At 62.4% G+C, this 11,673-nt stretch carries 15 protein-coding genes; 5 read left to right on the top strand and 10 right to left on the bottom strand.

Features of this window, described 5'->3' with window-relative positions; translation table 11 throughout:
- Positions 1-35 precede the first annotated feature (35 nt).
- The gene (locus QEH68_RS17445) at positions 36-737 is read right to left on the bottom strand and encodes a hypothetical protein (protein ID WP_280623624.1); all 702 of its coding nucleotides are present in this window, start codon (positions 735-737) and stop codon (positions 36-38) included.
- Between the two features lie 72 nt (positions 738-809).
- A complete protein-coding gene (locus tag QEH68_RS17440; protein WP_280623622.1) occupies positions 810-1,382 on the bottom strand; it encodes an MOSC domain-containing protein in 573 nt (190 codons plus the stop codon).
- Between the two features lie 64 nt (positions 1,383-1,446).
- Between QEH68_RS17440 and QEH68_RS17435 the strand changes: the two genes are divergently transcribed.
- Genes QEH68_RS17435 through QEH68_RS17425 form a run of 3 tightly spaced genes read left to right on the top strand, consistent with a single transcriptional unit; the run spans position 1,447 to position 2,906 of the window.
- Positions 1,447-1,884: a hypothetical protein gene (locus tag QEH68_RS17435; protein WP_280623620.1), complete on the top strand. Its 438-nt coding sequence runs from the start codon at positions 1,447-1,449 to the stop codon at positions 1,882-1,884.
- Positions 1,881-2,072, top strand: coding sequence for a helix-turn-helix transcriptional regulator (locus QEH68_RS17430; RefSeq protein WP_207594822.1), 192 nt, complete (start codon positions 1,881-1,883; stop codon positions 2,070-2,072). The genes QEH68_RS17435 and QEH68_RS17430 overlap by 4 nt, the downstream gene beginning before the upstream one ends.
- 54 nt (positions 2,073-2,126) lie before the next feature.
- Positions 2,127-2,906, top strand: coding sequence for an alpha/beta hydrolase (locus QEH68_RS17425; RefSeq protein WP_280623618.1), 780 nt, complete (start codon positions 2,127-2,129; stop codon positions 2,904-2,906).
- Here the strand turns inward: QEH68_RS17425 and QEH68_RS17420 are convergent.
- A complete protein-coding gene (locus tag QEH68_RS17420; RefSeq protein ID WP_207594818.1) occupies positions 2,903-3,502 on the bottom strand; it encodes a TetR family transcriptional regulator in 600 nt (199 codons plus the stop codon). The two genes, QEH68_RS17425 and QEH68_RS17420, sit on opposite strands and share 4 nt — an antisense overlap.
- 81 nt (positions 3,503-3,583) lie before the next feature.
- Between QEH68_RS17420 and QEH68_RS17415 the strand changes: the two genes are divergently transcribed.
- Positions 3,584-4,363: an SDR family NAD(P)-dependent oxidoreductase gene (locus QEH68_RS17415; protein ID WP_280628038.1), complete on the top strand. Its 780-nt coding sequence runs from the start codon at positions 3,584-3,586 to the stop codon at positions 4,361-4,363.
- Here the strand turns inward: QEH68_RS17415 and QEH68_RS17410 are convergent.
- Positions 4,358-4,837, bottom strand: a complete 480-nt coding sequence (locus QEH68_RS17410) for an NUDIX domain-containing protein (RefSeq protein WP_207594816.1) — start codon at positions 4,835-4,837, stop codon at positions 4,358-4,360. The two genes, QEH68_RS17415 and QEH68_RS17410, sit on opposite strands and share 6 nt — an antisense overlap.
- Before the next feature lie 296 nt (positions 4,838-5,133).
- Here QEH68_RS17410 and QEH68_RS17405 point away from each other — a divergent pair, with 296 nt between their 5' ends.
- A complete protein-coding gene (locus tag QEH68_RS17405) occupies positions 5,134-6,459 on the top strand; it encodes a hypothetical protein (protein WP_280623612.1) in 1,326 nt (441 codons plus the stop codon).
- Between the two features lie 97 nt (positions 6,460-6,556).
- On the opposite strand, the gene QEH68_RS17400 is transcribed toward QEH68_RS17405, so the two are convergent.
- The 6 genes from QEH68_RS17400 to QEH68_RS17375 form a co-directional block, all read right to left on the bottom strand.
- Complete coding sequence (locus tag QEH68_RS17400) at positions 6,557-6,733, bottom strand: hypothetical protein (protein ID WP_207594812.1); 177 nt, start codon at positions 6,731-6,733, stop codon at positions 6,557-6,559.
- A gap of 7 nt (positions 6,734-6,740) precedes the next feature.
- Entirely contained in the window at positions 6,741-7,880 is a 1,140-nt protein-coding gene (locus QEH68_RS17395; protein WP_280623609.1) for a glycosyltransferase family 2 protein, read from the bottom strand.
- Between the two features lie 242 nt (positions 7,881-8,122).
- Positions 8,123-8,293 carry a hypothetical protein gene (locus tag QEH68_RS17390; RefSeq protein ID WP_198318270.1) on the bottom strand — a complete coding sequence of 57 codons (171 nt, stop codon included), beginning with the start codon at positions 8,291-8,293 and terminating at the stop codon, positions 8,123-8,125.
- A 245-nt stretch (positions 8,294-8,538) separates the two neighbouring features.
- Entirely contained in the window at positions 8,539-9,525 is a 987-nt protein-coding gene (locus tag QEH68_RS17385; RefSeq protein ID WP_280623606.1) for an aldo/keto reductase, read from the bottom strand.
- A 194-nt stretch (positions 9,526-9,719) separates the two neighbouring features.
- Positions 9,720-10,259: a GNAT family N-acetyltransferase gene (locus tag QEH68_RS17380; RefSeq protein WP_207594806.1), complete on the bottom strand. Its 540-nt coding sequence runs from the start codon at positions 10,257-10,259 to the stop codon at positions 9,720-9,722.
- Positions 10,256-11,605 (bottom strand): LLM class flavin-dependent oxidoreductase, encoded by a 1,350-nt coding sequence (locus tag QEH68_RS17375; RefSeq protein WP_280623602.1) that lies wholly within the window; start codon positions 11,603-11,605, stop codon positions 10,256-10,258. The genes QEH68_RS17380 and QEH68_RS17375 overlap by 4 nt, the downstream gene beginning before the upstream one ends.
- Positions 11,606-11,673 lie beyond the last annotated feature (68 nt).

Here is an 11,673-nt window from a genome sequence, read left to right as displayed (position 1 = left end):
GTTCGCCAACAGGGACATTGGAGGAAACAACGGTCCTACCCGCGCCGGCGGGCCACAGCGTAGGAAGGTTCGCGGAGTCGCCTCGTCCAGTCGTAGGTACCGGCTGTGGGCAGGGGATTGAGGACCGGATCAAATCGCTCTGTGGTGTCTTCGCCCAAACCGTCGGCAAGCGTGAGCGTCAGGGTTCCCCACCTGGTCCACGCACCGAGAGGGGTGGCGTGATGCAGTTCCAGTGTCCAGGATTCGTTACCAAGGATCGAACGGAAAGTACCAGGTTCCATAGGTAGCTTGGCTGGCCCGTCGATGGTTCGTGCTGCTATCAGAACAGGGCCTGTCTCTGACTTGTACGGCATCATGCTCGAAAAAACGGCCAATGCGGCGTCCCGTCGAAGCCGGAGAATGAAACGGCCAACGCCGGTCGGTCCAGTCGTGGCGAGGAGCATGTCCGCCAGTTTGTCCTGCTCTGTAAAGCGCACTGCAAGCCCGATGATGTCAGGGAGGGCATACGGGAGCCCGATTGATCGCGAGAGCCGGGCCTCCACCTCGCTGGTGCCGGCGGTGTCCAACCATGGGATGCCGGACGGCAGGCGAGCACCGGTGTCCCTTTCCAAGGTTCCGACCAAGCGGATGCCCTGTGGATGGATCGGCCGGTGCGGTCGCGCTGCTTTGATCGCCCGGAACACCTCAGCAAACGCGAACCCTGCAATGGCTTGGATCTTGCTGCTCAATGTCTCCACATGATCACCCTATGCGGGTGCTTCGGCGAATGACAGGCTCCTGCCTTTAATGGGCACGGCAAGCTACGAGCATCACGGCAATCTGGAGGGCCTCAGCACGTTGGCGTCCCCTGCCTTGTTGGGGTCCAAGAGCACCGGACTGACCAAGACAGCCGGCCCTCGATGCAGCAAGCCGCCGGCAATCACCTGGCATCGGACGCCGCCGCGCCCCCGCATCGCTTTGTGGGCACCCGGCGCCAGCATTTCATCCATCCAAGTGCATGGGTGTGCGGGTCGTCCGGCCTTCAACCGCACCACGTCCCCACCGGACTCAAGGGTGAACTCATGGCCAAGCAGTGGAGCCAGCTCGACTCCCCGCACCACCACGTTCCGTCGGGTCAGCAGGGGATCGAGGGGACCGGCTCCGAGTTCCGCGGCGATCGATTCAAGAGCCTCCACGGCGAAAACCGTCACAGCAGCGTCCATGTGCGCTGCCTTGCCGAAGAACCTGTCGCCAACGATTCCTTTGCCGGTAACCAGCTCAGCCTGCTCCGCGTCGGTGGTGGGGACGTCTGCGGCTCCTTCCCGGGCACGGCCAAAGTAGGCGTGCGCCGGCGACACTAAAAGGTGAAGCACCTCGACGTCGTACCTGTACTCGGTGGTCATCCCTCAACGCTAATCCCCTGACGGAAGTATTGCCTCTAAAAGTAAAGGGTGCTTTACTTCCCTCATGAGTAAAGCTTCCTTTACATCAAGGCGGACGCCGGTCCATCACTACGTCCTTGCTGTCATCCTCGGCGCCATCCTGACCATCGCGGTCGCACTGTTGGTGGGAGCGTCAAACCCGGGCGACTTTTGGCCTGCAGCAGGGATCGGCGCCCTGTGTGCCGCCTACCCAGCCATGTCTCTCGGAACCAGGGTCTTCGTTTCACGCCACACCGTCACCCGTGATCAGCATGGCGAGCAGAGTGTGGAGCTCCAGTGGATGCGGCAGGCCGGTGCCGGAGCTTTCCTCGACGTGCTGGTTGCCACCATCGTTGCTGCCGTGGTCCTGGCGGTTGGCGGGTTTCAGATCGAAGCACTCCCGGTCCTGCTCGGGCTTGTGGCGCTGAGCGCCTTGGATGCCGGCCTGCGCTACCTTGCCGTTCGGCACCGTGCGCTGAAGTGAAGAACAACATCGCCGAGCGCCGGGCCGGGCGACGATGGACGCAAGCTGACCTCGCTGCTGCCCTGGGGGTGTCCAGGCAGACGGTCATTTCCATCGAACGGGAAAAGTTTGACCCCTCGCTGCCCTTGGCGTTCCTCATTGCCAGGACGTTCGACTGCGCCATCGAGGACATTTTCACTACCGATTAAAGCGCTGTGGCCCACGCCGCAGCGCTTTGGCCGCCTCCCGGATACTGTGGCACGGTGAACTTTGCTGAGGCTGCCGACGGCACCGAACTCGCCTGGGCGTCAAAAGGCGAAGGCGAGCCAATGCTGTTGATCGCCGGACAGGCAACCTCCATGGATGGCTGGGGACCGACGGCGGAGCTTCTGTCCCGCTCTTACCGTGTCATCAGCTTCGATCACCGCGGGATTGGGCGGAGCGGGAAGGGCGACGCTGAGCGCTACACCACGAGGCTGCTTGCCGAAGATGCTGCTGTGGTCCTCAAAGCCGCCGGCGCGGATTCAGCACATGTATACGGCCACTCGATGGGCGGGCGTATTGGCCAATGGCTGGCCATTGATCACCCTCAGAAAGTTCGTACGCTGATCCTCGCAGCCACGAGCGGTGGCATTTGGCCGGATGCCGGCGCCCAGCCGAAAAAGGCTGCCCTGGAAGCCTTGGTCAGCGGGGACATGTCCCGATTGGAAGAGCTCTTCTTCGACGCTGAGTGGGTCCGCGCACATCCCGAAGCGACCCACACATTCTTCAATTCCCGCGCATCGGCGTGGGCTAAAGCCCGGCACTTCAGGGCCAGCCGCGAGCATGATGCCTGGAGCAGTCTCAATGCCATCCAAGCCCCCACCCTGATCCTTCACGGCACCAGGGATGCGTTGACCCCCTTGCCCAATGCACTCCTGCTTCGCGAGCACATTCGCGGCTCGGTACTGGTGCGTGTACGCGGAGCGGGACACGGCCTTCATCTGGATCACCCGGAGACGGTTGACTGGATCCGGCAATTCATCGCCCGAAAGGCCAGCTAACGCGCAGGAACCCTCAACACCTCGAGCGCTGCCACAAGGTACGGGATCGGATCCGGATCTGACCCCGCCGCCCATTGCATCCATGCCTCAAAGGTGGTGGCAAGGTACGCGGCGCTCAAGTAGCGTGCCGCGGAGTCGGAAAGACCGTTCTCCACAAGGAAGGCGAGGGTCCTTTCGCGCTGTGGTGCCAGGGACTCGTAGCTGCGGCTGGTCAGTTCGGCATGCTCGGCGATCAACCGGAGCCGTCCGCGGGTCACGGCCAGATCGGGAATGACCCCGACCCCGGCGGCCGCCGCCTCACGCAGCCCGGCCAGCACATCGCCGTCGGGCTTTCCGTGCTGGTGGAACGATCCGAAGGCGAGCGTTGACGCTTCGACCACGGGTTCGGTGCCACCCCAGACCAGGTCCGCCTTGCTGGCGAAGTAACGGTAGAGGCTCTTGCGGCCGATACCGGCAGCGCGGGCGATGTCTTCCATGGAGGTGTTCTCATACCCGTGCTCGGCGAACAGGTCCAAGGCGAGTCCGGCCACGGCGTCGGCGTCGATGGTGGCGGGGCGACCGCTGGCGCGTGCCGGTTTGGCATCTTCCGAAATCATCCCTCCAGTATTCACTCTTACATAATGACACAGAGTGTCATAAGCTGGGGTGGACCACTCTGCAACCATCGGAAGGACATCATGGGCAACGACGCTTCATGGCAGGAGGCCATCACCTCTGGCCGTTTCGCCGGTAAGACCATCATTGTCACGGGAGCGGCCTCGGGTATTGGCCAAGCCACCGCTTTGCGCATCGCCAAAGAAGGCGGCAAGGTCATTGCGGCCGACATCAGCAAGGACCGCTTGGAGGCCCTGGCGGAGGAAAACAGCGGTTTGGACCTGGTGCCCGTAGCTGGCGACATCTCCACGGAAGAGACCGTGGCCGCGGTTCTGGCAGCTGCCGGCGGGCGGGTGGATGCTTTGGCCAATGTCGCCGGCATCATGGACAACTTCGCCCCCATCCATGAGGTGGACGATGATCTCTGGGAACGGGTCTTCCGCATCAACGTCACCTCTCTCATGCGCCTGACCCGTGCAGTGGTGCCACTCATGCTGGAGGCCGGAACCGGATCGGTAGTGAATGTCGCGTCCGAGGCAGGGCTGCGTGGTTCTGCTGCCGGTGCGGCCTACACGGCATCCAAGCACGCCGTGGTTGGCCTTACCAAGAACTCGGCAGTGATGTACGGACCCAAGGGATTGCGCTTTAACGCCGTGGCTCCTGGCCCCACCATCACGAACATTGTGGCCAACTGGGGATCGCAGCTCGCTGCCGAACGGCTTGGCCCTTTGATGCAGGCAACGATTCCAACCCCCGCCACGGCAGCCCAACTGGCTGCGTCCATCACGTTCCTGCTGAGTGACGACGGCACCAATATCAACGGCGCCATTTTGGCGTCCGACGGCGGGTGGTCGGCTCTATAGGGTTTTAGCGCCAAGGTGCCGGACCAGCGCGTCCACAATAGGCAGTTGCCCTTTGACGAGTTTGGTCCGGGCCTCGGATTCTTCGAACCAGCGGGCGTCGTCGATCTCCGGGAAATCCTTCATGACACCCGACCCCTTGGGCCACTCCATGGGAAAGGTGTTGCTGATGATCTGCTCCGGCTGGAAGTCATTGGCTTCTGCCGTGAAGGCAGTGATGAGCTTTCCTGAGGGCTGCCGGAAAACGCCCAACAGCTCGTAGGCGGCGGCCGGCGGGGGTGAGCCTATTTCCTCTGCGAATTCGCGTTTCGCAGCTGCCAAAGGGTCTTCATCTTCAGGGAATTCGCCTTTGGGAATGGACCAGGCGTGGTGATCCTTTCGCGCCCAAAAAGGACCGCCCATGTGGGCGATCCACAGCTGCAATTCGCCGCTGCTCACGGTTCGGTAGAGAAGAATTCCGGCACTGCGGATAGGCATGTGTCTTCCTGAAGGACGTGCTGCGTAACGGGCTGTCTTATGAGGTACGGATCTGTCCAGAGTACTGCGGGGCTTTAACCCCGTTATCCAATTGATGTTGAAACAGTCATATTCAATGCCTAATTCGCTTCCGGCAGCGTCCCCGCTCATTGATAATCGAGGAGTTGCACGTTCCTCGGGGGTGGAACGTGACTGCGGCTTTCGGCAATTGCCGGAGGCGTTTCTGGGCGCATCAGCAGGAGGACACAGCTATGGCATCGTCAATGAGGCTCCTTCCTACCGGGGGAAGAAAAGTAATGGGTTTGGCCGTCGTCATGGCGGTAGGTTTATCACTGTTCACGGGTATCAGCCCCTCACACGCCGCGGACACCACGCCCATGGCTGAGGACCCTGGACCGGTGGGCAGCTTTGCTTGGAAAGGGTTCAACTGGCAGAAGCGTTTTTGGGGCGGGGCGCCCATGTACAACGCAAGCTGGGATGCCAACAACGTCAGCAATCCTGATTCTGACGGGTACGTGAAACTCTCCATCTCCAACCCCACCGGGTCCGCTCCGAAGGGCGCGGAATTCCAGTCCACACGCGAAGGCTTCGGCTACGGCACGTACAGCACCACGGTGGAGAAGGACGTCAGCGCGCTGCAGAAGGAAGTGGTGTGGGGCTGCCTCTTCACCTACGATCCCGCAGCGGAACCGGGATACACGGAGATCGACCTCTGTGAGGCATCGGCCTGGGGTGGCGGGGCTGCCTACGGTGAAGACTGGCCTGTCACCCAAGGTCACGGGTACTGGTTCGATGCAACGAAGCCTCCAGGCCAGGGCAACAACACCGTCACCTTCGACGTCACGAACGCTCCTATCCTCACCCATCGAATGGTCTGGGAACCAGGCAAGCTGACCTTTGAGACCTTCGCTGGGGAAGGCTACAGCGGAACGCTGCTGAAAAAGACCATCCTGCAAGGATCCACGGTTCCGCTTCCGGCCAAAGAACAAATCCACTTCAACCTGTGGGTGACCGGGGGCGGAGGCGGCGATGCTGCCCATGTCGGTCCTGAAACGGTCACTATCCGTGATTTCTCCTTCGTGCCGGGGATTCCGTTGACGGCTCCTGCGCCAACAGTGTCCGGCACGGCAGCTGTGGGCTCCACGCTGACAGCCAACCCAGGAAGCTGGACCACGGGAACCGCCCTGGCGTATCAGTGGTACAGGAACGGTGCGGCGATCTCCGGTGCGACGACTGCCACCCGTGTTCTTGCGGCTGCCGACCAAGGTACCAAACTGACAGTGAGGGTCACAGGAACCAAGTCCGGGTACGCAACAACCACCAAGGAATCGGCCCAGACAGCCACAGTGGTTGCGGGGACTCTGGTGGCACCCACACCAACCATCACCGGGACGCTGAGCGTGGGCTCCACACTGACAGCAAACCCAGGTACCTGGACGTCCGGAACCACGCTGACGTACCAGTGGTACCGCTCGGGTATTGCGATCACCGGTGCCACCGCCAAGACCTACACCCTGGTAAGCGCTGACCAGGCGGACACCATGAGGGTCAGGGTCACCGGCACCAAGGCCGGCTACACAACGGTGGCCAAGTTCTCGGCGATTTCGGCTCCGGTCACCTGATCTCCGGGCTACACAATCAGGGGCGATTTAAATGACAAACCCGCAGTTGTGTCGCGCTGGGGGGTAAGCGACACAACTGCGGGACTGCCAGGCCTGGTTAGTTCTTCTGCGCCTTGACGGGGACGATCCTCTTGACGGCGAGGCCGAGTGCCAGCATGGCGAAAGCAGCCAGTGCGAACCAGAAGAGATCGCCCGCTCCGGTCACTGCGAGTGCTCCCGAGCCCATTCCGGCTGCGGTGGCTCCTGCGAGGGGGGCTGCTGGATTGTTGTACATGAGTCGATTACCAAACTTTCTTTCTGTTGAGTGCTGCATCCAGGTACGCCTTGGCGTGAACGGCCTGGAGGAACATATCTATGACGGTTTCGTACATGGTTGCGGCCAGCAACATGTACCTCCAGCCCCGGAAACGCAGGGTTACGATGCGCTCCAGGACGAAGATTGCGGTAACAGCTATCCAGAAGGGGTGGAGGTTCAGGCCCGCTCCGGTGATGAAGGCGAAGATGATGGAGCTGAAGTAGGCCAGTGTCACCATCACACCGATCATGGACAGGAATTGGCGTCCCCAGTACGGCCTGGTGATTTTGGTCCACCCGTACTGCACACAGTTCTCAACTGCGCCGCGCTTCCAGCGAAGCCGCTGTGCCCAGAGTTCACGCCATGTGGGCATGACCTCGGTGACCAGAGTGCAGTTGGAAGGAGATGCGATGCGGTAGCCGAGGGTCAGCAGTGCAAAGGAGAGTTCGTTGTCCTCGGTCAGAACCGAGGTGTCATAGACGCCGCCCTTGCCGTTGCCCGGAGGAAGTGTGCCTTCCAGCCGGGCTGAGACCACGTCGCGCAGCGTCTTGACCCGGAACAGGGCTGCCGTTCCGGTAACCACCAGGCACTTGCCGTGGAGGCGCTTCACGTCGCGGGCATAGCGGGCGTACTCGTTGCGCTGCAGGTGTCCGACGAAACCGCCGCCGGGACCGCCGCTGAACACTCCGCCCACTGCGCCGAGCAGTTCGTCGGCCAACAGGTTCTTGGTGGCGTTTTCAATGAAGTCGAGGGCGAGCTGGGAGTCCGCATCCTGAACCAGGATCAAGTCCTCGGGGTCGGCCTCGGGAAGAAGCTCGCTGAGGGCGAAGTTCAGGGCTCCGGCCTTCTTGTCCTTGTTGCCGACGGTCCGTAGCACCTCGACGCCCTGGGCAAGCGCGAGAGCCTCGGTGTCGTCGGTGCAGTTGTCCGCCACCACAATGATGCGGTCCGGGCGGAGGGACTGGTTGTTCAACGAGGTGAGGGTCTCGGTGATGCCGGCGGATTCGTTGTGTGCCGGCACCAGGACGGTGACCACACCACCGGCCGCGCGGTGGGACCCGCGGGGTGCGGCGGCCGTTGCCGGTGAGTCTGCATGGGCCGTGTAGTCCGTGATTTCCGTGAGCATTGTGATCCCTCCGTTCGTGCGTTGAAGCGTTGACTCACTTAGAGTTCCAACGCCAACGCAAGAAATGCGCAGGGAAAGCGTCAAGGAAATATCAAGGTTTGCTCAGGAGTTCAGGAACGCCGTCACGAAGCGGATTCGAGGACCACTTGTACGTTTTTGGATGCTTCCGGAGGGGCCCTTAAACGCAAGAGGACGACGCCGGCAAGTACCGGCGTCGTCCTCTTGCTTTTGCTGTGAGCTGCTTAGCGGCTCAGGCTCACGGTGAAGGTTTTGGGTCCGCTCAGGGTGACTGCGATTCCGCAGTTTTCTGCAGCTGCCCGGTGTGAGAGGGACTGGACGGCGGCATCGATGGTGTGGTCGATGGCCGACTTGTCCCAGATTTTCAGCGTGATGGAGTCAGTATGTGTCGTCATTGTCAGTACTTTCACTCAGGCCGGTATCAGCCCCAAGCCTCTTCGCCCGGGGCCGCATCCTCGTCGGTGAGGATTGCTGATTCAGCTTGTATGGGAACGAATTCCCTCATTCATGGTTCATGTTGCCCACCACGGTTGACAAGCGAATCCGACCAAGTGTGACCGATTACACGTTTTTGATTACCCTGTGTAACCGGCGTTGACAGTGAGCTCCCACCAGCGGTCCAACCCGCTGCCGCCCCTGGTCAGCCGTTGACGTAGCCCATGTGCTGGGCGTTGTACCGATCACCGTGGACGCCTATGCTCCGGACGATCGCGTCGAGGTCGGCGCGCTCATCGGCGGAAAGCGCGACCTGCGTTGCGGCCACGTTTTCCTGGATGCGCTCGGTGCGGCGGGTGCCCGGGATCGGCACGATCCACGGCTGCTGCATCAGCAGCCAGGCCAGGGCAATCTGCCCGGGCGTCGCCCCCTTCGCCGCTGCGAGCGTCTTCACGTGGTCAACGAGTGCCTGGTTGGCCGCGAGATTCCCTGCCTCGAAACGCGGGACCCGGGAGCGGATGTCCCCCTCGGTGAAGCTGGTGGAGGTGTCCACGGTGCCGGTGAGGAACCCTTTGCCCAGCGGGCTGAACGGTACGAACCCGATGCCGAGCTCGGCAAGGACAGGCAGCACCTCGGCCTCGGGATCGCGCGTCCAGAGCGAATATTCGCTCTGGACAGCAGTGACTGGGTGCACTGCGTGAGCACGACGGATGGTGTCCGCGGAGGCCTCCGAGAGGCCGAAGTGCTTGACCTTGCCCTCGGCGATGAGTTCGCTGATCGTGCCGGCGACGTCCTCGATCGGCACGGCGGGGTCAACCCGGTGCTGGTAGAACAGGTCGATCACATCGGTACGCAGCCGCTTTAGAGATTCCTCTGCGACGCGGCGAATCTGGTCTGGCCGGCTGTCGAGGCCGACGCTCTTGCCGTCGCGAATGTCCCAACCGAACTTGGTGGCGATGACGACTTGGTCGCGGATCGGCTCCAGAGCCTCACCAACCAGTTCCTCGTTGACGTAGGGCCCGTAGGCCTCCGCGGTGTCGAAGAAGGTGACCCCTTCGTCGACGGCCGAGCGCAGCACGGCGACCATCGCGTCCCTGCTGCCGGGGTTGGGGCCGTAGCTCTGGGACATGCCCATGGCCCCTAGTCCCAGTGCGGAGACCTTCAGGCCCTGGCCGAGTGTTCTGGTGTGCATGATCAGTCCTTCGAGGTGGAGGTGTCCTTGAGTGGCGGAAGCCCGCCAAGCGACGGTGCCCTGGGACCGCCAGTCCGGGCCTGCAGGAACTGGCCTGCATCGTCCCTGGCGTTCATACAGACAACGCTATTCCGGCCACCGCCGCAGAGGGAGTCCCCACTGGTACCCCCTTCACTGGAGACTCCACTGATCCCTTAGGCCGGCGGCAAATCCAGGGTGTAGACCACCAGCTGCACCTTCGGCGCAGGCCGCTCCTTCTCACGTTCCGGCCGGCGGACGTAGCCCAGGCGCCGGTAGAGGCGCTGAGACGTCTCATTGTCGACGGCGGTGTCCAGCACCACGCGCCCGGCACCACGGGATGCGGCGAGGCGGGCGGATTCGTCGAGGAGTTTTTGGCCAAGACCCGTACGGCGGGCCTCAGGGAGCACAGCCAGCAACCTGAGTTCCACCTCGCCTTCTTCTGCCTGCCGGCTGAGGTATGAGCCAAAGGGCAGGAGGCTGGCAGTACCCACCAGGCGCCCGGTTTCTTCGTCTGCCGCAACCAGCAGCACACCTTCGCGGGCCCTGGCCGCAGCATCCAGCAAAAGGCCGAGGCGCTCTTCGTCGGGCTGATGCGCGCCTGGGAGATGATGACCGAACCCTTCGTACGTCAGCCGCCCCACGGCGTCGTACTCTTCCGGAAGCGCCTCGCGGATCACATACGTGTCGGCGGCGACGGTCTGCGTGGTGGTCATGATTGTCCTTTCGGCTGTGGATCGAGTCCGAGGTGCGATTTCAGCGTGGTCCCCGTGTATTCAGTGCGGGCCAGTCCGCGCTCCTGCAGCAACGGGATGACGCCGGAGGTGAAGCGCTCCAAGTCCTGGGGGAGGAGGGAGAACATCAGGTTGAACCCGTCGGCGGCGCCTTCGGCGTGCCAGCGCTCCAAGGAATCGGCCACGTGCTGCGGGGTGCCGATGAAGTCGTGGTTTCGTTTGTCGCCGGTGAGTATTGAGTAGAGGTCCTTGAGCGTGACCTCGTCCTCACGTCCATGGATCTGTTCCCCGGCGGAGCGGAAATCGGTCCGCGGCCGCGCGATGGTGGGAATGCCGGACTGGGCTACCGTGGCGTCCGCTCCCAGCCCGGTGAAGTCGAGTTGACCCGCGAAGTATTCCTGCAGGAAGTCCAGGACCTGCTGATCGGTGATGAGGCTGTCCAGCTCGCGGATGTGTTCCACGGCTTCCTCGCGGGTCTCCGCAACAACGGGCGAGATGGCTTGGTAGACGTAGAGTTCGTCTGGATTCCGTCCGAATGCCTCTGCCTGGGCACGGACCGAGTCCCTGTATTTTCTCGCCTGGGGAATGTCCGCGTGGCTGGCAAACAAGGCGTTGGCGAATCGTGCCCCCAGCTGCTGCCCCGGAACCGAGGTGCCCGCCTGCGCCAACAAGGGGGAGTGCTGTGGGGAGGGCCCGATGTTGAGCGGACCGGCAACTTTGAAGAACTCGCCCTTGTAGTCCAGTCGGCTGAGTTTGTGGCGGTCGAAGAACCTGCCGGCCTCCTTGTCGTAAAGGAAAGCGTCCTGGTCCCAGGAATTCCACAGGCCCTGGGTGACCTCAACGAACTCTTCGGCGCGGCGGTACCGCAGGCTGTGGTCGAAGTGCTCATCGGCGCTGAAATTACCTGCCGTGCTGTTGGTCAGGTCCCGGGTGGTGACGATGTTCCAACCGACGCGGCCACCACTGATGTGGTCCGCGGTGAGAGCTGCTCGGGCAAAGTTGTAGGGCTCGTCATAAGACGTGGAGGACGTGGCGATGAGGCCGATCCTGTTGGTGACCGCGCCAAGGGCCGTGACCAGGCCGATGGGGTCGAACCTGTTGAGGATACCCGGGTTGGACGTCTCGTCGATCGCCAGGGAGTCCCCCAGGAAGATCGCATCGAACTTGGCGTCCTCAGCGACCCTCGCCAGCCGCACCTGGTGTTCAAAGTCAATGCTGGCCTTCGGGAACGCTGTTTCGTGGCGCCATGAAGCCAAGTGGATGCCCGTGCCCACCAGGTAGGCGAAGAAGTGGATCTGCTGGCGTTCACGGGTGAGTATCTGGTTCATGGGCCTGTTCAGTGCTGTTCGGAGTCAGGAAAAGGTTGAGGGACGGCGGCGCTCTGTGGCGCAGGGCC

The organism is Paenarthrobacter sp. OM7, from assembly GCF_029873575.1.
Lineage (GTDB): Bacteria > Actinomycetota > Actinomycetes > Actinomycetales > Micrococcaceae > Arthrobacter.
The sequence above is the reverse complement of the archived record's forward strand: the minus strand, read 5'-3'. Positions and strand labels throughout refer to the sequence as shown.

Excerpts from the sequence above, each read along its gene's own strand:
- QEH68_RS17440 (WP_280623622.1), bottom strand. The coding sequence starts at position 1,382 with ATGACCACCGAGTACAGGTACGACGTCGAGGTGCTTCACCTTTTAGTG.
- QEH68_RS17435 (WP_280623620.1), top strand. The coding sequence starts at position 1,447 with ATGAGTAAAGCTTCCTTTACATCAAGGCGGACGCCGGTCCATCACTAC.
- QEH68_RS17420 (WP_207594818.1), bottom strand. The coding sequence starts at position 3,502 with ATGATTTCGGAAGATGCCAAACCGGCACGCGCCAGCGGTCGCCCCGCC.
- QEH68_RS17415 (WP_280628038.1), top strand. The coding sequence starts at position 3,584 with ATGGGCAACGACGCTTCATGGCAGGAGGCCATCACCTCTGGCCGTTTC.
- QEH68_RS17410 (WP_207594816.1), bottom strand. The coding sequence starts at position 4,837 with ATGCCTATCCGCAGTGCCGGAATTCTTCTCTACCGAACCGTGAGCAGC.
- QEH68_RS17405 (WP_280623612.1), top strand. The coding sequence starts at position 5,134 with ATGGGTTTGGCCGTCGTCATGGCGGTAGGTTTATCACTGTTCACGGGT.
- QEH68_RS17400 (WP_207594812.1), bottom strand. The coding sequence starts at position 6,733 with ATGTACAACAATCCAGCAGCCCCCCTCGCAGGAGCCACCGCAGCCGGA.
- QEH68_RS17395 (WP_280623609.1), bottom strand. The coding sequence starts at position 7,880 with ATGCTCACGGAAATCACGGACTACACGGCCCATGCAGACTCACCGGCA.
- QEH68_RS17390 (WP_198318270.1), bottom strand. The coding sequence starts at position 8,293 with ATGACGACACATACTGACTCCATCACGCTGAAAATCTGGGACAAGTCG.
- QEH68_RS17385 (WP_280623606.1), bottom strand. The coding sequence starts at position 9,525 with ATGCACACCAGAACACTCGGCCAGGGCCTGAAGGTCTCCGCACTGGGA.
- QEH68_RS17380 (WP_207594806.1), bottom strand. The coding sequence starts at position 10,259 with ATGACCACCACGCAGACCGTCGCCGCCGACACGTATGTGATCCGCGAG.
- QEH68_RS17375 (WP_280623602.1), bottom strand. The coding sequence starts at position 11,605 with ATGAACCAGATACTCACCCGTGAACGCCAGCAGATCCACTTCTTCGCC.